Consider the following 15708-nt stretch of genomic DNA (forward strand, 5'->3'; position numbering starts at 1 on the left):
CCCGGCCGCGGCCGGGGGGCACTTTTTGTTCGATCGGTGCCCCAGGAGGGAAAGCGGCTTCCGCTCCGGGCCGCCCGTGCGGCAGGATCTTCCAATGGAGCGTGATGTACGTCTGTTGCCCAAGGCCCACCTGCACCTGCACTTCACCGGGTCAATGCGGCCCACCACCCTGCTCGAACTAGCCGACAAGTACGGCGTGCACCTGCCCGAGGCGCTGACCGGCGGCGAGCCGCCCAGGCTGCGGGCGACCGACGAGCGGGGCTGGTTCCGCTTCCAGCGGCTCTACGACATCGCCCGGTCCTGTCTGAGGTCGCCGGAGGACATCCAGCGGCTCGTGCGCGAGAGCGCCCAGGAGGACGTCGTGGACGGCTCCGGGTGGCTGGAGATCCAGGTCGACCCCACCTCGTACGCCCCGCTGCTCGGCGGACTGATCCCGGCCATCGAGATCATCCTGGACGCCGTGGACAGCGCCTCCCGGGAGACCGGTCTCGGGATGCGGGTGGTGATCGCCGCGAACCGGATGAAGCACCCGCTGGACGCCCGGACCCTGGCGCGGCTCGCCGTGCGGTACGCGGACCGGGGCGTCGTCGGCTTCGGACTCTCCAACGACGAGCGCCGGGGCATGGCCCGCGACTTCGACCGCGCCTTCGCCATCGCCCGTGAGGGCGGTCTCCTCGCGGCCCCGCACGGCGGTGAGCTGTCGGGGCCGGCCAGTGTGCGCGACTGCCTCGACGACCTCGGCGCCGCCCGGATCGGACACGGTGTACGGGCCGCCGAGGACCCCCGGCTGCTGCGCAAGCTGGCGGAGCGCGGGGTGACCTGCGAGGTCTGCCCCTCCTCCAACGTGGCGCTCGGGGTCTACGAGAAGCCCGCGGACGTACCGCTGCGCACCCTGTTCGACGCGGGAGTCCCGTTGGCCCTCGGGGCGGACGACCCGCTGCTGTTCGGTTCCCGGCTGGCCGCGCAGTACGACCTCGTGCGCCGCCACCACGGCTTCACCGACGAGGAGCTGGCTGAGCTGGCGCGGCAGTCCGTACGGGGGTCGGCGGCACCCGCGGACGTGGCGCAGAAGATGCTGACCGGGATCGACGAGTGGCTGACGGCTGTCCCGTAGCTAACCGATTCCGCCCAGCAGGGTGCGGGCGATCGAGGCGGCGAATTCATCGAGCGGCTGCGGCGGCGTGCGGCCGGGTGCCATCTCGTAGACGAAGGCGCGCTGGGCGCAGGCGCCCAGCAGCAGCGAGGCCGCGGCATAGGTGTCGGCGTCGCCGCGGACACGGCCCACCCGCTGTTCGGCCCGGAGATAGGCGTCGAGGCCCTGGATCGGCTTGTGCGGCCCGGTGTCCATCTCCCGCATGGCCTCCTCGTGGCGGCGCTTGAGCTGGGGCTCGGCGTACAGCGACGCGGCCATCGGGAAGCTCTGCTGGTAGAACAGCGCCGCCTGGCGGGCGATCTCGGTGAGGTTGTGCTCGATGTCCCCCTCCCCCGGTTCTGCCTCCAGGGCGCTCAGGAGGCTGCCGAGCTTGGGCAGCCTCTCGCCGAGCACCGTCACGAACAGCTCCTCCTTGCCGGAGAAGTACTTGTACAGCGCCGCTTCCGAGCAGCCCGCGGCCTTGGCGATCTCCTTGGTGGTGGTCCGGGCGAGGCCTATGCCGAGCATCAGTTCATGGGCGGCGTCGACGATGCGGACACGGGTCGGCCTCTGTTCCATGGGTGCTCCAACCAACCTTGACGAGAGGGTGAGTATCCACTCACCCTATGGGTGAGTGAGTACTTACCCACCCGAGGAGTGCACCATGAGGATCACCGTGTTCGGCTCGACGGGCGGCATCGGCCAGGAGCTCGTGCGCCAGGGGATCGAGACCGGCCACGAGGTGACGATCGTGGTCCGTGACCCGGAGAGACTCCCGGAGGGGCTGGCCGGGGCGGCGGTCCACGGCATCGTGCGGCTCGACGACCCCGACGCGGTGCGCGCGGCGGTGGCGGGCCGGGACGCGGTGCTCTCCGGGCTGGGGTCGCGCGGCCGGAGGGCCGGCGGGGTCGCGGAGCGGCTGACCGGGCTGGTGCTGGCGGCGATGGAGGCCGAGGGGGTGCGGCGGCTGCTGGTGGTGAGCGCGGCGCCGGTCGGGCCCGAGGCCGCCGGTGACCCATGGGTGGACCGGCTGGCGCGCAGGGCGGTCGGGGCGGTCCTCAGGGAGATCTACGCCGACCTGACGCGGATGGAGGAGGCCCTCGCCCGGTCCGCGACGGACTGGACGTCCGTACGGCCGCCGAAACTGACGGACGGGCCGCGCACGGGGGCCTACCGGACGGTCATCGGCGGCACCCCGCGCAGCGCCCGGTCCCTCTCACGGGCCGACGTGGCGCACGCGATGCTGGCGCTGATCGACGATCCGGCGGCCGTGAAGCAGGGCGTGGGTGTCGCCTACTGAGCGCCCGTCGGCTCCCCGTGCCGCCCCGCCCCGCTCCTACAGGCTCACGCCGACGGTCACGGGTTCGTTGACCAGGGTGACGCCGAAGGCCTCGTGGACCCCGGCGACGACCTCCCGGGCCAGGGCCAGCAGGTCCTCGGTGGTCGCCCCGCCCCGGTTGGTGAGGGCGAGGGTGTGCTTGGTGGAGATACGGGCCGGGCCGGTGCCGTAGCCCTTGGTGAAGCCCGCCCTGTCGATCAGCCAGGCCGCCGACGTCTTCGTACGGCCGTCCCCGGCGGGGAACGCCGGGGGCACCGTGCCGTCGCCGAGCCGTTCCCGTACACGGTCCAGGAATGCCTCGTACTGGGCCGGGCCGAGGATGGGGTTGGTGAAGAAGGAGCCGGCCGACCAGGTGTCGTGGTCCTCGGGGTCCAGCACCATGCCCTTGCCCGCGCGGAGCCGGAGCACCGTTTCGCGGGCGGCCGAGGCGGGAACGCGTTCGCCCTGCTCCACGCCCATGGCGCGGGCCGTTTCGGGGTACCTGAGGGGCGCGGACTGGCCTGCCGCCTCTTCCAGCTCGAAACGGACACGGAGCACCACGAAGCGATCGGGTTCCGCCTTGAACCGGCTGTGCCGGTACGAGAAGGCGCACTCCGCGTTCGGGATCGTGACCGTTTCACGCGTGTACCGGTCGTAGGCGACGACCTCCGTGATCGTGGAGGACACCTCCTGGCCGTACGCGCCGACGTTCTGGATCGGCGTCGCACCCGCGGAGCCCGGGATACCGGCCAGGCACTCGATTCCCGCGAGACCGGCCTCGACCGTACGGGCGACGGCGTCGGTCCACACCTCACCGGCCGCCAGCTCCAGCGTCGTACCGGACAGGGTGAAGCCCTCGGTCGCGATGCGCAGGGCGGTGCCGTCGAAGCCCTTGTCGCCGATGACCAGATTGGATCCGCCGCCGATGACCAGGAGCGGGGTGCCGCTCCCGTCGGCCTCGCGCACGGCGGCGATCACCTCGGCGTCGGTGGTGGCCGTGAGAAGGCGGGCCGCGGGGCCGCCGAGCCGGAAGGTGGTCAGGGGGGCGAGGGGGGCGTCGTGGATTTCCTGCACGGGGACAAGGGTACGGTCCGCGCCCCCGCCTCCTCGGCCGGGCCACGGACCGTACGTACGCGACGGGCTCTCAGGCGAGCCGGACGACCGCCCGGGACATGCCGAGCACCTTCTTGCCGTCGCACACGGCGACCAGATCGACCCGCACCTGGCGGTCGTCCAGCTTCGCGGCGACCTTGCCGCTGACCTCGATCAGCGCACCCTTGTCGTCGTTCGGCACGACGACCGGCTTGGTGAACCGCACCCCGTAGTCGACGACCGCACCCGGATCCCCGGCCCAGTCCGTGACCACGCGGATCGCCTCGGCCATCGTGAACATGCCGTGCGCGATCACATCCGGCAGCCCGACCTCGCGCGCGAACCTCTCGTTCCAGTGGATCGGGTTGAAGTCGCCCGAGGCACCCGCGTACTGCACCAGCGTCGCCCGCGTCACCGGGAACGACCGCGCCGGCAGCTCCGTGCCCACCTCGACCGACTCGTAACTGATCTTCGCCGTCATCACGCCTCCTCGGCGGCGCGCGCCACCAGCTTCGTCAGCGCCGTCACCACGAGCGCACCGGACTCGTCGTGCACATCGCCCCTGATGTCCAGGATGTCGTTGCCCGCCAGGGACTTGATGCCCTCGATCGTCGACGTGACCGTGAGCCGGTCCCCCGCCCGCACCGGGCGCACATAGGTGAACTTCTGGTCGCCGTGCACCACGCGGCTGTAGTCCAGCCCCAGCTGCGGGTCCTGCACGACCACTCCGGCGGCCTTGAACGTGATCGAGAAGACAAAGGTGGGCGGCGCGATCACATCGGAATGCCCGAGCGCCCGTGCGGCCGCCGGATCGACGTACGCCGCATTGACGTCGCCCACCGCCTCGGCGAACTCGCGGATCTTCTCCCGGCCGACCTCGTACGCCGGAGTGGGCGGATAGGTCCGCCCCACGAAGGACTGGTCGAGCGCCATGAGCTCGCTACCTCCTGATGAAAGACGAATAACAGCGGGGAACAGCCCCATACAACGACACGAGGCCGCCCCCCAAGGGGGACGGCCTCGTGTACGAGCCTGATTCAGCGCGTTTCGCGGTGCGCGGTGTGCGAGTTGCAGCGCGGGCAGTGCTTCTTCATCTCAAGACGGTCCGGGTTGTTACGCCGGTTCTTCTTGGTGATGTAGTTCCGCTCCTTGCACTCCACGCAGGCCAGCGTGATCTTCGGGCGGACGTCGGTGGCAGCCACGTGAGTGCTCCTTGGACGGACGGATGGACGGATGAACGCATAAAAGAGTAGCCGATCGAAGGACCGACCCCACAATCGGCTACCGTTAGTAGCGGTGACCGGACTTGAACCGGTGACACAGCGATTATGAGCCGCTTGCTCTACCGACTGAGCTACACCGCTTTGATGACGAGTCCCCCCGCCGAAGCGGGGTTTCCCGATCACCAGAGCCCCAATGCGGAATCGAACCGCAGACCTTCTCCTTACCATGGAGACGCTCTACCGACTGAGCTATTGGGGCGAGCGATGAAGACATTACACGGTCCTCCGCCGATCGCCCAAATCCGTTTCGGCGACCCGCGCCGGGCCCCGGAACCGCGCCCCGCCGAGCCCCCCGGGCGGGCCGTGAACAGCGCCGTGATCAGGGCCTTGATCGAGTTCCCGGCACCGCCCCGCCACAGCCTCGTAGCGGCACTCGGCACGCCCCACGAGCCACACCGGTACGACTATTCCGCTCCTCCTCGAAGCGGGCCCGGAGCCCCCCTAGGCTCGACCCACTCCAAGTGATCTTGTACCCCTCCCAGGAGCGCGATGCCCGACAGCCAGCCGCGGCGGCCCGACGACAACGTGCCCGGCGGCGCCGACGCGGCCACCGATGACGCCACCACCGGCGACACCCCCGCGCTCGTCCTCTCCGGCGCCCGGCTCACCGACGGCCGCACCGTGGACGTACGCCTCGGTGGCGGCCGTATCGAAGCCGTCGGCACCACGGGCAGCCTCGGCGCCCGTGGGCCCCGTGTGGACCTGCGCGGGTACCTCCTGCTCCCGGCCCCCGCCGAGCCCCACGCCCACAGCGACACCGCGCTCACGGCCGACAGCACGGGCCCCGGCAGCCCCGGCCCCGCCTCCCACCGCGCCGAGGACATCCAGCGCCGCGCCACCGAGGCCGCCCTGCTCCAGCTCGGCCACGGCGCCACCGCCCTGCGCTCCCACGTGCGCATCGGGGACGTCCAGGGCCTGGCCCGCCTCGAAGCCGTCCTCCAGGCCCGGCGGGCGCTGCGCGGTCTCGCCGATCTCACCGCCGTCGCCGTTCCCCGCCTGCTCACCGGCGTCGCGGGCGCCGACGGCCTCGCCATGCTCCGCGACGCCGTGAAAATGGGCGCCGGGGTCGTCGGCGGCTGCCCCGACCTCGACCCCGACCCCACCGGCTACACCGAGGCCGTCCTGGAGATCGCCGCCGAGCACGGCTGCCCCGTCGACCTGCACACGGACAGTGACGATCCCGCCCGGCTCGCCCGCCTCGCCGCCATGGCCGGCGGACTGCGCCCCGGCGTCGCCATCGGGCCGTGCGCCGGCCTCGCCCAGCTCCCCCACGACGCCGCCACCCGCGCCGCCGACCAGCTGGCCGCCGCCGGAGTCACCATCATCTGCCTGCCCCAGGGCGGCTGCTGCGGCGCGGAACGGCGCGGCACCACGCCCGTACGCCTCCTGCGCGCCGCCGGCGTACGCGTCGCGGCAGGCAGCGGGGCGCTGCGCGACGCCTCCAACCCCGTCGGCCGGGGCGACCCCCTCGAAGCCGCCTACCTCCTGGCCTCGCAGAACGGCCTGCGCGCCGAACACGCCTACGACGCCGTCTCCGTCACCGCCCGGGAGGCCATGGGCCTGCCCGAGGTGCGGGTCGAGGCCGGCTTCCCCGCCGAGCTCCTCGCCGTCCGGGGGGACACGGTCGCCGGGGTGCTCTCGCTCGCCTACAGCCGGATCGTGGTGCACCGGGGCCGGGTGGTCGCCCGTACCAGTGCCGTACGCGAGTACTGCGACTCCGAGACCACGGTCGCCCTCGGCCTTCCCCGCCAGGGCCGTCCCGACTCGCAGCCCGGCGGCAGGCCTTGAGCGCGCCGCCGCACTCCGGCGTACGGTCGTGAGTATGCGCATTGTCATCGCAGGTGGACATGGTCAGATCGCGCTGCGGCTGGAGCGTCTGCTCGCCGCGCGCGGAGACGAGGCCGCGGGCGTCATCCGTAACCCGCAGCAGAGCGAGGACCTGCGGGCGGCGGGCGCCGAACCGGTCGTACTGGACCTCGAATCGGCGTCCGTGGAGGAAGCCGCGGAAGCCCTGCGCGGCGCCGACGCGGCGGTCTTCGCGGCCGGGGCGGGCCCGAACAGCGGCTCGGAACGGAAGAACACCGTGGACCGGGGCGCGGCGGTGCTGTTCGCGGACGCGGCCGAAAGGGCCGGAGTGCGGCGCTACATCGTCGTCTCCTCCATGGGCGCCGACCCCGAACACCCGGGCGACGAGGTCTTCGACGTCTACCTGAGGGCGAAAGGGGCCGCCGACGCGGACGTGCGGTCCCGGGACGCACTCGACTGGACGATCCTGCGCCCCGGGATGCTGACGAACGACGCGGGCACCGGGCAGGTGCTGCTGGCCGCCTCTACCGGGCGTGGGCCGGTGCCCCGCGACGATGTGGCGGCGACGCTGCTGGAGCTTCTGGACACCCCGGCGACGGCCGGCCTGACGCTGGAACTGATCGCGGGAAGCGTGCCGGTGACGGTCGCGGTGAAACACGTCGCGGGCAACTGACCGGGCCACCGGGCACGGCCGCGAAAGGTGCGGCGCACCTGAACGGAAACGAAAGAGCCCCCGACCAGACGTGCTGGTCGGGGGCTCCGTTCGCGTGGCGGCGCCAGGGTTCGAACCTGGGTAGGCTGAGCCGGCAGATTTACAGTCTGCTCCCTTTGGCCACTCGGGCACACCGCCTCGAACGACGCGTCGGAACTCCACTCGGGTGCTCCTTGGCGACGACGTAAACGATACCCGATGCGTAGGGGTGCTCCGCCACCTGATTGATCAGCACTCGGGGCGGGCGGCGATAGCTAGGCTTTGGGCTGTATCCCAACGCATCGACACAAGGAGCCACACGTCATGGCCGACTCCAGTTTCGACATCGTCTCGAAGGTCGAGCGGCAGGAGGTCGACAACGCCCTCAACCAGGCCGCCAAGGAGATCTCCCAGCGTTACGACTTCAAGGGCACGGGCGCCTCGATCTCCTGGTCCGGCGAGAAGATCCTGATGGAGGCGAACGGCGAGGAGCGGGTCAAGGCCATCCTCGACATCTTCCAGTCCAAGCTGATCAAGCGCGGCATCTCGCTGAAGTCGCTGGACGCCGGAGAGCCGCAGCTGTCCGGCAAGGAGTACAAGATCTTCGCCACGATCGAGGAAGGCATCTCCCAGGAGAACGCCAAGAAGGTGGCGAAGATCATTCGCGATGAGGGTCCGAAGGGCGTCAAGGCGCAGGTCCAGGGCGACGAGCTGCGGGTCAGCTCGAAGAGCCGGGACGACCTTCAGGCGGTCCAGGCGCTGCTCAAGGGCCAGGACTTCGATTTCGCGGTGCAGTTCGCCAACTACCGGTAGACGGCTCACGCGGTTGTCCGGTCCGCGGCGGGCCGAGGGCGGGGCGGGCGTGCCGGTCGGCGCGGACCGCCCCGCGGGCGTTCCGGAGGCATCCCGGTCGCGGGGCCGGGTGGTGCGTCCCGGTGGAGGCCCTGGACGCGATGTCCGAATACCGCCAGTGGGGGTGCCGTGCACGGCGCAGACTGGTCGGTGCGGGCTTCGTGGCACAGGCCTCGGTTCGCCGGGCGAGGAGGAAGACACATCATGACGACCGTGTACGCGAAGGTCGGCAGCCCGCTGGGCGAGCTGCTGCTGGTCGGCGAGGTGCCGGCGGGCGCGGAGAACGCCGCGGCGGTGGGTACGGCGTCGGCGGCGGCGGGCGGTGTCGGACTGGTTTCGCTGTCCCTGCCCGGCCAGAAGGGCGGCGCGGTCGTCCAGGACGGCTGGCGGGAGGCTCCTGAGCTGTTCGACGGGATCGCCGCGCAGCTGGAGGCGTATTTCGCGGGCCGGCTGACACGCTTCGACATCCCGTACGCGGAAGGGGCGGGTACGCCCTTCCAGCGGCGGGTCTGGCGGGCGCTGGACGCGATTCCGTACGGCGAGACGGTGTCGTACGGGCAGATCGCCGAGCGGGTGGGTTCCTCCGGCGCGGGGGTGCGTGCGGTGGGGACGGCGATCGGGCGCAATCCCCTGCTGGTCGTGCGGCCGTGTCACCGGGTCATCGGGGCGGACGGGGCGCTGCGCGGGTACGCGGGCGGGCTGGAGCGCAAGGAACGGCTGCTGGAGCTCGAAGGCGCGTCGGCCCCGGGGCCCCGAGCCGCGGACCGCTGAGCCGTGGCCCGGTGAGCTGGCCGTTTTCGCCGTGCTCCGGTCGCCGTGCTCCGGGGGCCGCCGGGCTCCGGGGCCGCCGGGCTCCGGGCTGTGGTTCTGCGAGTGGTGTGGTGCGAGTGGTGAGGATGGTGGGGTGAGTGGTGTCGCGCGTGGATCCCCCACCGTCCGACGGTCTCTTTCCCCGGCCGCGGAGGGTCGTCGCACCGGGCGCCGTTCACGTACCGGAGTGGCTGTCACCGGACCTGCGGCGGGAGTTGGTGACGGCGTGCCGGGAGTGGGCGCTGGGGCCCGTTCCGCTGCGGCGTACGGTGCTGCCCGGCGGTGGGGTGATGTCGGTGCGGACGGTGTGCCTGGGGTGGCACTGGCAGCCGTACCGGTACGGGCGTACCGCCGATGATGTGAACGGCGCGCGGGTCGCCGGATTCCCGGAGTGGCTGGCGGATCTGGGGCGTGCGGCGGTGGCCGAGGCGTACGGGGACGCGGACGCCGCCGCCTCGTTCGCGCCCGACACCGCGCTGATCAACTTCTATGACGGCGCGGCGAGGATGGGCATGCATCAGGACCGGGAGGAGCGCTCCGGTGCTCCTGTGGTGTCGCTGAGCATCGGGGACACATGTGTGTTCCGGTTCGGGAACACCCGGGACCGGGGGCGGCCGTACACCGACGTGGAGTTGGCGTCCGGGGACCTGTTCGTGTTCGGCGGACCGTCACGTCTCGCCTTCCACGGAGTGCCGAAGGTGTACGCGGGGACGGCCGGCCCGGAGACGGGGCTGCGGGCCGGCCGGCTCAATCTGACGTTGCGCGAGACGGGGCTGGGCGATCGGTGAGGCACCGAGCGCCGCGGACCACGCCGCGTGTGCCGTGCGGACGGCTGGGTGTCAGCGGCGTCCGCGTGAGTTGCCGAAGAGCAGCCGGTAGGCGATGAGCAGGACGAGGGAGCCGGCGACGGCGGCCACCCAGGTCGCGGTGTCGTAGAAGTCGTTGCTGATGGGGCGGTCGAGGAACCGGCTGGACAGCCAGCCTCCGACGAAGGCACCCACGATGCCGATGAGGGTCGTTCCCACGATGCCGCCCGGGTCCCGGCCCGGGAGCAGGATTTTGGCTATGGCGCCCGCGAGCAGCCCCAGAATGATCCAACCGACAATGCTCATACCGCCGCACCTACCCCTTGCCTCGTCCTGGAATCCAAGACGCGGCCGAGGTGCTGCGGGTTGCCTGGCGCGGGCACGCGGTCCAAGGGCTATCCCAGGACGTGTTCGGGCGCTCCGGCGACACGGCGGGGTGCCGTGGCTGTCGTCGCGCGCCCGCCAGGGATGGCGGGCCGGCCCTCAGCGGCCGGCGAAGGGCTGGTCGGTGCGGACGATCTCCTTGCCGAAGGGCATGAGGGAGACCGGGATCAGCTTGAAGTTCGCGATGCCGAGCGGAATGCCGATGATCGTGACGCACAGGGCGATGCCGGTGAAGATATGGCCGAGCGCGAGCCACCATCCGGCCAGGATCAGCCAGAGGACGTTGCCGACGCAGGAGGGCGCCCCGGAGTCGCGGCGGTCCACGACCATGTAGCCGAAGGGCCACAGGGCATAGACGCCGATCCGGAAGGCGGCCAGACCGAAGGGGATGCCGATGATCGTGATGCACAGCAGGAGGCCTGCGGCGAGGTAGCCGAGGAACATCCAGAAGCCGCACAGGACGAGCCATATGACGTTCAGGATTGTCTTCACGGGCGATGACCTGCCATCTGCTCGAGTCGGGCGATGCGCTCCGCCATGGGCGGGTGCGTCGAGAACATCCTGGCCATGCCCCGGCCGGGGCGGAACGGGTTCGCGATCATCATGTGGCTCGCCGTCTCGATCTTCGGTTCGGCGGGCAGCGGAAGCTGCTTCGTACCGGCGTCGAGCTTGCGCAGGGCGCCGGCGAGTGCGAGGGGGTCGCCGGTGAGCTGGGCTCCGGAGGCGTCGGCCTCGTACTCGCGCGAGCGGCTTACGGCCAGCTGGATGACGGAGGCGGCGAGCGGGCCGAGAATCATGATCAGGAGCATGCCGAGGATGCCGGGGCCCTCGTCGTCGTTGGACCGGCCGACAGGGATCAGCCAGGCGAAATTGACGAGGAACATGATGACGGAGGCCAGGGCTCCGGCGACGGAGGCGATCAGGATGTCGCGGTTGTAGACATGGCTGAGCTCGTGTCCCAGGACTCCTCGCAGCTCTCGTTCGTCCAGGATCTGGAGGATGCCGTCGGTGCAGCAGACCGCGGCGTTGCGAGGATTGCGGCCCGTGGCGAAGGCGTTGGGTGCCTGGGTCGGCGAGATGTAGAGCCGGGGCATGGGCTGGCGGGCCTCGGTGGAGAGCTCCCGCACGATGCGGTAGAGCTGTGGCGCCTCGAATTCGCTGACGGGGCGGGCCCGCATGGCCCTGAGTGCCAGCTTGTCGCTGTTCCAGTACGCGTAGGCGTTGGTGCCGACGGCTACCAGGAGCGCGACGATCAGGCCCGTACGTCCGAAGAAGCTGCCGATGACGATGATGAGTGCGGACAGTCCCCCGAGGAGTACGGCGGTCTTCAGCCCGTTGTGCCGGCGGTGCACGGTACGCCCTCCAAGTGGTGCAGCAGGGGAACCCTTTGCTTGGTGGTGCTCCACTCTCCAGTGGAGCCTCCCGTACTGGTCAACGCCAGGCGAGGGGAGCTAGTTCCCTTGTGCGCACGGCCGGAGGGCGGGGTGTTCCCGGCCGCTCCGGCCTCTCTTCGGGCACCGTCGCCCGTACGGGACGGCCTTTAGGCCGTACGGGTGTCCCGGGGGGCCTGCGGGGGCCACGGGGGGCTTGCGGGGGCTGCGGGGGGCCTGCGGGGCCGCAGGGGGGTCAGCGCTGCGCGGGCAGCCCGGCGAGGGCGAGTGCCTCGGGGTCGGGCTGGACGTCACTGGTGCAGTGCCCGCAGCGGGAGGCGATGGCGGGGATCTCCGTGTAGCAGCGGGGGCAGTCGCGCACGGCGGCCTTGATGTCGGCCTTCTCGTCGTTCTTGGACGTGAAGCGGTTCTGGACCTTGGCCATGGGGACGACGACGCAGAAGTAGAGGACCGCGGCGGTGATGAGGAAGGCGATGGCGGCGGCGAGGAACTTGCCGTACGGGAAGATGGCGCCCTGGACCGAGAACTCCGCCGCGCTGAAGTCACCGACCGAGCCGGTGGCGAGGCCGATCAGCGGGGTGATGAAGGCGGTGCTGAAGCCGGTGACGACGGCGGTGAAGGCGGCTCCCACGGCGAGCCCGATCGCCATGGAGATGACGTTTCCGCGCAGGATGAAGTCCTTGAACCCGTTCAGCACTGCTCTTCGCTCCTCTGTACCCGCTACGTGACGTCCTTTACGTGACGTATGCAGGCATGAACCCTGCCCTGTGGGGGCCGCCGCGGGCAAACCGATCTTGGGGCTTCCGGGCGGCTCCCCGGGGGCGTCAGAAGAGACTGACCGCGGCGAACCTGAGGACGAGCTGCGGGGCACCCGAGAGGACCACGCCCGCGAGCGTGGTGAGAGCGATCGCGGTGACGAGGGGCGCGGGGGCGCGCAGCCGGTGCGGGGCGGGCCCCGGGGCGCCCTCGCCCGCCGTTTCGCCGGTCCCGGTCGCGGCATCCGCCCCGGCGGGGGCGGCGGCGTCGGTGGCGGCCGTGGCGGCGGTTTCCGGGCTCCGGAAGAGGACGGCCGTCCACTGAAGGTAGTAGTAGAGGGCGATCACGACGTTGACGGCCATGACCACGGCGAGCCAGCCGAGCCCCGCGTCGACGGCCGCCGAGAAGACGGTGACCTTGGCGAAGAGGCCGATGATGCCCGGCGGCAGCCCGGCCAGGCAGAGCAGGAAGAAGCCCATCGCCAGGGCGGCGAGGGGGCGGGTGGCGTACAGGCCCCGGTAGTCGGTGATCCGGTTGCCGGGGTTCGTACGCGCCACGAGGGCGGCGACGGCGAATGCGCCGAGGTTCACCACGGCGTACATGAGGGCGTACGCGACGGTGGAGCCGATCCGCTCGTCACCGGCGTACGCGGCGGCGGCGATCGGGACCAGGAGGTAGCCGGCCTGCGCGACGGACGACCAGGCCAGCAGGCGGACGGCGCTGCGGGCGCGGGTGGCGTTCTGGCGCAGCGCGGCGACATTGCCGATCGTCATCGTGAGTGCGGCGAGGACGGCGAGGGCCGGTCCCCAGACGTCGGCGTAGGCGGGGAACGCGACCACGGTGACGAGGATGAGGCCGGAGAACCCGACGGCCTTGCCGACGACGGAAAGATAGGCCGCGATCGGCAGGGGCGCGCCGACATAGGTGTCGGGGACCCAGAAGTGGAAGGGTGCGGCGGCCGTCTTGAAGGCGAAGCCGACGAGCGTGAGGGCGACGCCCGCCTTGGCGAGGGTGTCCAGCTGACCGGGTACGCCGTCGAGGCGGGTGGCCAGCTCGGTCAGGTGCATGGTGCCGGTCGCCGCGTACACGAAGCTGACGCCGAGGAGCATCACGGCGGTCGCGACGACGGAGGAGAGGAAGAACTTCAGGGCGGCTTCCGAGGAGCGCCGGTCGCCGCGCTTGATGCCGACCAGGGCGAAGGCGGGGAGCGAGGCGACTTCGAGTGCGACGACGAGCGTGGTGAGGTCGCGGGCGGCGGGCAGGAGCGCCGCGCCCGCCGCCGAGGACAGCAGCAGGAACCAGAACTCGCCCGCCGGGAGCTTACGGGTGTCGTCCAGGGAGAGCAGCGCGGTGAGGAGGGCTCCGCCGAGTACGAGTGCCTGGATGACGAGGGCGAAGTGGTCGGCGGTGTAGCTGCAGGCCCGGGTGGTCTCGGTGACGCAGAAGGTGGAGCGGTCCCCGGCGCGCAGCGGGACGAGGAGGGCGAGGGCCGCGAGGAGTCCGGCGATGGTGCCGTAGCCGAGGTACTGCTTGCGGTGCTCGGGGAGGAAGAGGTCGGCGACGAGGACGATCAGGGCGCAGGCGGCCACGATGACGGGCGGTGCGATGGCGAGCCAGTCGATGGACTGGACGAGGCTGGGGGTGCTGTCGGCCGCGGCGGTGAGCAGCCCCGGGACTCCCGCGCCTGCGCCCGTGCCTGCGCCCGTGCCTGCTGCTCCTGCTCCTGCTCCTGCTCCTGCGTCGATTGCCGGGCGGACGGCCCCGGCTGCTGTGGTCACGAGGTCCGCGGTCACGACTTGCCTCCTGCGAGGAGCTTCTGCACGGCCGGGTCGGTGAGGCCGAGGAGGACGGCGGGCCAGAGTCCGGCGAGGACGGTGAGGGCGGCGAGCGGGGTCCAGGCGGCGAATTCGTACGCCTGGATGTCGGCGAGCTGCCGGGTGCCGCCGGGGTGCTGGGCCTCGCCGGGATGCCGGGTCTCGGTGGGCTCACCCATGCAGACGCGGCGTACGACGAGGAGCATGTACGCGGCCGTGAGCAGGGTGCCGAACGCGCCGATGGCCATGAAGGTGCGGAACGCGGGGCGGCTGAGGCCCTCGGCGGGGTCGAACGCGCCGAACAGGGTGAGCATCTCGCCCCAGAATCCGGCGAGTCCGGGCAGCCCCAGCGAGGCGACGGCGGCGAAGGCGAGCAGGGCGCCCAGGCGGGGGGCCCGGCCGTAGAGCGCCGCTCCGGTGGCACCGGCGAGGGTGTCGAGGTCGGCGGTGCCGTACCGGTCCTTCACCGCGCCGACCAGGAAGAAGAGCAGGCCGGTGATGAGGCCGTGGGCGATGTTGGCGAAGAGCGCGCCGTTGACGCCGGTGGGGGTCATGGTCGCGATGCCGAGGAGCACGAAGCCCATGTGGCCGACCGAGGAGTACGCGATCAGGCGCTTGAGGTCGCCCCGGGAGCCGGGGCGGGCGAGGGCGAGGCAGGCGAGGGATCCGTAGATGATTCCGGCGACCGCGAAGGCGGCGAGGTAGGGCGCGAAGGTGTGCATCCCGTCGGGGGTGATGGGGAGCAGGATGCGGACGAACCCGTAGGTGCCCATCTTCAGCATGACCCCCGCCAGGAGGACGGAGCCGACGGTCGGGGCGGCGGTGTGGGCGTCGGGGAGCCAACTGTGCAGCGGCCACATCGGGGTCTTCACGGCGAGGCCGATGCCGATCGCCAGGACGGCGATGACCTGCACGGACGAGGTGAGACCACGGCCGTTGTCAGTGGCGAGTGCCACCATGTCGAAGGTGCCGCTCTTCAGTCCGATGAGGAGCAGGCCCAGCAGCATGACGACCGAGCCGAGCAGTGTGTAGAGGATGAACTTCCAGGCGGCGGCCTGCTTCCGGTCGCCGCCCCAGCGGGCGATGAGGAAGTACATCGGGATGAGGACCATCTCGAAGGCGAGGAAGAACAGCAGCAGATCGAGGACGGCGAAGGTCGCGAGGGTGCCGGACTCCAGGACGAGGATCAGGGCGACGAAGGCCTTCGGGGAGGGGCCGGAAGGCATGGAGAAGTAGCTGTACAGCGCGCAGAGGAAGGTCAGGAGCGCGGTCAGTACGAGAAGGGGGAGCGAGATGCCGTCGATGCCGAGGTGGATCCGCACGTCCAGCGCCGGGATCCAGCTGATGTCGGTGGTGGCCTGCATCTTCGACGGGTGGTCGTGGTCGAAGCCGGCGGCCAGGACGATCGCGGCGATGAGGACGACGCCGGTGACGGTCACTCCGTGGCGGAGCACCGCCTGGTCGGGGTTCCTGCCCCGCAGTCCGGGCGGTGCCGGGAGAAGGGCCGCGACGGCGCCGAGGAGCGGGGCGACGACGATGAACGCGAGAAGGAACTGCATCACGGATTCGCTGA

The 15708-nt window shown here is 71.2% G+C and carries 18 protein-coding genes and 3 tRNA genes; 7 read left to right on the forward strand and 14 right to left on the reverse strand.

Going from position 1 to position 15708, the window contains the following annotated elements:
- The first annotated feature begins 94 nt into the window (after positions 1-94).
- Positions 95-1114 carry an adenosine deaminase gene (locus tag ABT170_RS29055; RefSeq protein WP_329940689.1) on the forward strand — a complete coding sequence of 340 codons (1020 nt, stop codon included), beginning with the start codon at positions 95-97 and terminating at the stop codon, positions 1112-1114.
- On the opposite strand, the gene ABT170_RS29060 is transcribed toward ABT170_RS29055, so the two are convergent.
- Positions 1115-1711, reverse strand: coding sequence for a TetR/AcrR family transcriptional regulator (locus ABT170_RS29060; protein WP_329940690.1), 597 nt, complete (start codon positions 1709-1711; stop codon positions 1115-1117).
- Positions 1712-1796: 85 nt separating this feature from the next.
- Here ABT170_RS29060 and ABT170_RS29065 point away from each other — a divergent pair, with 85 nt between their 5' ends.
- Entirely contained in the window at positions 1797-2432 is a 636-nt protein-coding gene (locus ABT170_RS29065) for an NAD(P)-dependent oxidoreductase (RefSeq protein ID WP_329940691.1), read from the forward strand.
- A gap of 36 nt (positions 2433-2468) precedes the next feature.
- Here the strand turns inward: ABT170_RS29065 and ABT170_RS29070 are convergent, their stop codons facing one another.
- The 6 genes from ABT170_RS29070 to ABT170_RS29095 all read right to left on the reverse strand — a co-directional run bounded on the left by ABT170_RS29070 (position 2469) and on the right by ABT170_RS29095 (position 5024).
- Positions 2469-3524, reverse strand: coding sequence for a UDP-N-acetylmuramate dehydrogenase (locus ABT170_RS29070; RefSeq protein ID WP_351872269.1), 1056 nt, complete (start codon positions 3522-3524; stop codon positions 2469-2471).
- Between the two features lie 70 nt (positions 3525-3594).
- A complete protein-coding gene (locus ABT170_RS29075) occupies positions 3595-4023 on the reverse strand; it encodes a MaoC family dehydratase (protein ID WP_329940693.1) in 429 nt (142 codons plus the stop codon).
- Positions 4023-4475 carry an FAS1-like dehydratase domain-containing protein gene (locus ABT170_RS29080; protein WP_329940694.1) on the reverse strand — a complete coding sequence of 151 codons (453 nt, stop codon included), beginning with the start codon at positions 4473-4475 and terminating at the stop codon, positions 4023-4025. The genes ABT170_RS29075 and ABT170_RS29080 overlap by 1 nt, the downstream gene beginning before the upstream one ends.
- Positions 4476-4579: 104 nt before the next feature.
- Positions 4580-4744: a 50S ribosomal protein L33 gene (gene rpmG / locus ABT170_RS29085; RefSeq protein ID WP_003956487.1), complete on the reverse strand. Its 165-nt coding sequence runs from the start codon at positions 4742-4744 to the stop codon at positions 4580-4582.
- A gap of 89 nt (positions 4745-4833) precedes the next feature.
- A tRNA-Met gene (locus ABT170_RS29090) sits at positions 4834-4906 on the reverse strand.
- A gap of 45 nt (positions 4907-4951) precedes the next feature.
- Positions 4952-5024: transfer RNA gene (locus tag ABT170_RS29095), tRNA-Thr, on the reverse strand.
- 290 nt (positions 5025-5314) lie between these two features.
- On the opposite strand from ABT170_RS29095, the gene ABT170_RS29100 reads away from it, so the two are divergent.
- Together ABT170_RS29100 and ABT170_RS29105 are read left to right on the forward strand one after the other, a co-directional pair.
- Complete coding sequence (locus ABT170_RS29100) at positions 5315-6613, forward strand: amidohydrolase family protein (protein ID WP_351872274.1); 1299 nt, start codon at positions 5315-5317, stop codon at positions 6611-6613.
- 34 nt (positions 6614-6647) lie between these two features.
- A complete protein-coding gene (locus tag ABT170_RS29105; RefSeq protein WP_329940696.1) occupies positions 6648-7304 on the forward strand; it encodes an SDR family oxidoreductase in 657 nt (218 codons plus the stop codon).
- A gap of 95 nt (positions 7305-7399) precedes the next feature.
- Here the strand turns inward: ABT170_RS29105 and ABT170_RS29110 are convergent.
- Positions 7400-7481 (reverse strand) — tRNA-Tyr (locus ABT170_RS29110).
- 165 nt (positions 7482-7646) lie between these two features.
- On the opposite strand from ABT170_RS29110, the gene ABT170_RS29115 reads away from it, so the two are divergent.
- The 3 genes from ABT170_RS29115 (at position 7647) to ABT170_RS29125 (ending at position 9772) form a co-directional block, all read left to right on the forward strand.
- Positions 7647-8135: a YajQ family cyclic di-GMP-binding protein gene (locus ABT170_RS29115; protein ID WP_266931780.1), complete on the forward strand. Its 489-nt coding sequence runs from the start codon at positions 7647-7649 to the stop codon at positions 8133-8135.
- Between the two features lie 243 nt (positions 8136-8378).
- Positions 8379-8945 carry a methylated-DNA--[protein]-cysteine S-methyltransferase gene (locus ABT170_RS29120; protein ID WP_329940697.1) on the forward strand — a complete coding sequence of 189 codons (567 nt, stop codon included), beginning with the start codon at positions 8379-8381 and terminating at the stop codon, positions 8943-8945.
- Positions 8946-9094: 149 nt separating this feature from the next.
- On the forward strand, positions 9095-9772 hold the full coding sequence (locus tag ABT170_RS29125; protein ID WP_443034210.1) for an alpha-ketoglutarate-dependent dioxygenase AlkB family protein: 678 nt from the start codon (positions 9095-9097) through the stop codon (positions 9770-9772).
- A 51-nt stretch (positions 9773-9823) separates the two neighbouring features.
- On the opposite strand, the gene ABT170_RS29130 is transcribed toward ABT170_RS29125, so the two are convergent.
- From ABT170_RS29130 to ABT170_RS29155, 6 genes are all read right to left on the reverse strand, one after another.
- Positions 9824-10096, reverse strand: a complete 273-nt coding sequence (locus ABT170_RS29130) for a GlsB/YeaQ/YmgE family stress response membrane protein (RefSeq protein ID WP_329940698.1) — start codon at positions 10094-10096, stop codon at positions 9824-9826.
- A 177-nt stretch (positions 10097-10273) separates the two neighbouring features.
- Positions 10274-10666, reverse strand: coding sequence for a YccF domain-containing protein (locus ABT170_RS29135; protein WP_329940699.1), 393 nt, complete (start codon positions 10664-10666; stop codon positions 10274-10276).
- Complete coding sequence (gene htpX, locus ABT170_RS29140) at positions 10663-11526, reverse strand: zinc metalloprotease HtpX (RefSeq protein WP_329940700.1); 864 nt, start codon at positions 11524-11526, stop codon at positions 10663-10665. The genes ABT170_RS29135 and htpX overlap by 4 nt, the downstream gene beginning before the upstream one ends.
- 274 nt (positions 11527-11800) lie before the next feature.
- Entirely contained in the window at positions 11801-12262 is a 462-nt protein-coding gene (gene mscL / locus ABT170_RS29145; protein WP_329940701.1) for a large conductance mechanosensitive channel protein MscL, read from the reverse strand.
- A 127-nt stretch (positions 12263-12389) separates the two neighbouring features.
- Complete coding sequence (locus ABT170_RS29150) at positions 12390-14114, reverse strand: NADH-quinone oxidoreductase subunit N (protein WP_502970580.1); 1725 nt, start codon at positions 14112-14114, stop codon at positions 12390-12392.
- Complete coding sequence (locus tag ABT170_RS29155; RefSeq protein ID WP_351872364.1) at positions 14111-15694, reverse strand: complex I subunit 4 family protein; 1584 nt, start codon at positions 15692-15694, stop codon at positions 14111-14113. The genes ABT170_RS29150 and ABT170_RS29155 overlap by 4 nt, the downstream gene beginning before the upstream one ends.
- Between the last annotated feature and the right edge of the window lie 14 nt (positions 15695-15708).

The organism is Streptomyces sp. NPDC001787 (assembly GCF_040297465.1).
Lineage (GTDB): Bacteria > Actinomycetota > Actinomycetes > Streptomycetales > Streptomycetaceae > Streptomyces.

What these genes read in the sequence shown, in the direction of transcription:
- ABT170_RS29080 (WP_329940694.1), bottom strand. Translation starts at nt 4,475, where the DNA reads ATGGCGCTCGACCAGTCCTTCGTGGGGCGGACCTATCCGCCCACTCCG.
- ABT170_RS29065 (WP_329940691.1), top strand. Translation starts at nt 1,797, where the DNA reads ATGAGGATCACCGTGTTCGGCTCGACGGGCGGCATCGGCCAGGAGCTC.
- ABT170_RS29055 (WP_329940689.1), top strand. Translation starts at nt 95, where the DNA reads ATGGAGCGTGATGTACGTCTGTTGCCCAAGGCCCACCTGCACCTGCAC.
- ABT170_RS29100 (WP_351872274.1), top strand. Translation starts at nt 5,315, where the DNA reads ATGCCCGACAGCCAGCCGCGGCGGCCCGACGACAACGTGCCCGGCGGC.
- ABT170_RS29060 (WP_329940690.1), bottom strand. Translation starts at nt 1,711, where the DNA reads ATGGAACAGAGGCCGACCCGTGTCCGCATCGTCGACGCCGCCCATGAA.
- ABT170_RS29075 (WP_329940693.1), bottom strand. Translation starts at nt 4,023, where the DNA reads ATGACGGCGAAGATCAGTTACGAGTCGGTCGAGGTGGGCACGGAGCTG.
- ABT170_RS29115 (WP_266931780.1), top strand. Translation starts at nt 7,647, where the DNA reads ATGGCCGACTCCAGTTTCGACATCGTCTCGAAGGTCGAGCGGCAGGAG.
- ABT170_RS29155 (WP_351872364.1), bottom strand. Translation starts at nt 15,694, where the DNA reads ATGCAGTTCCTTCTCGCGTTCATCGTCGTCGCCCCGCTCCTCGGCGCC.
- ABT170_RS29105 (WP_329940696.1), top strand. Translation starts at nt 6,648, where the DNA reads ATGCGCATTGTCATCGCAGGTGGACATGGTCAGATCGCGCTGCGGCTG.
- ABT170_RS29120 (WP_329940697.1), top strand. Translation starts at nt 8,379, where the DNA reads ATGACGACCGTGTACGCGAAGGTCGGCAGCCCGCTGGGCGAGCTGCTG.
- ABT170_RS29130 (WP_329940698.1), bottom strand. Translation starts at nt 10,096, where the DNA reads ATGAGCATTGTCGGTTGGATCATTCTGGGGCTGCTCGCGGGCGCCATA.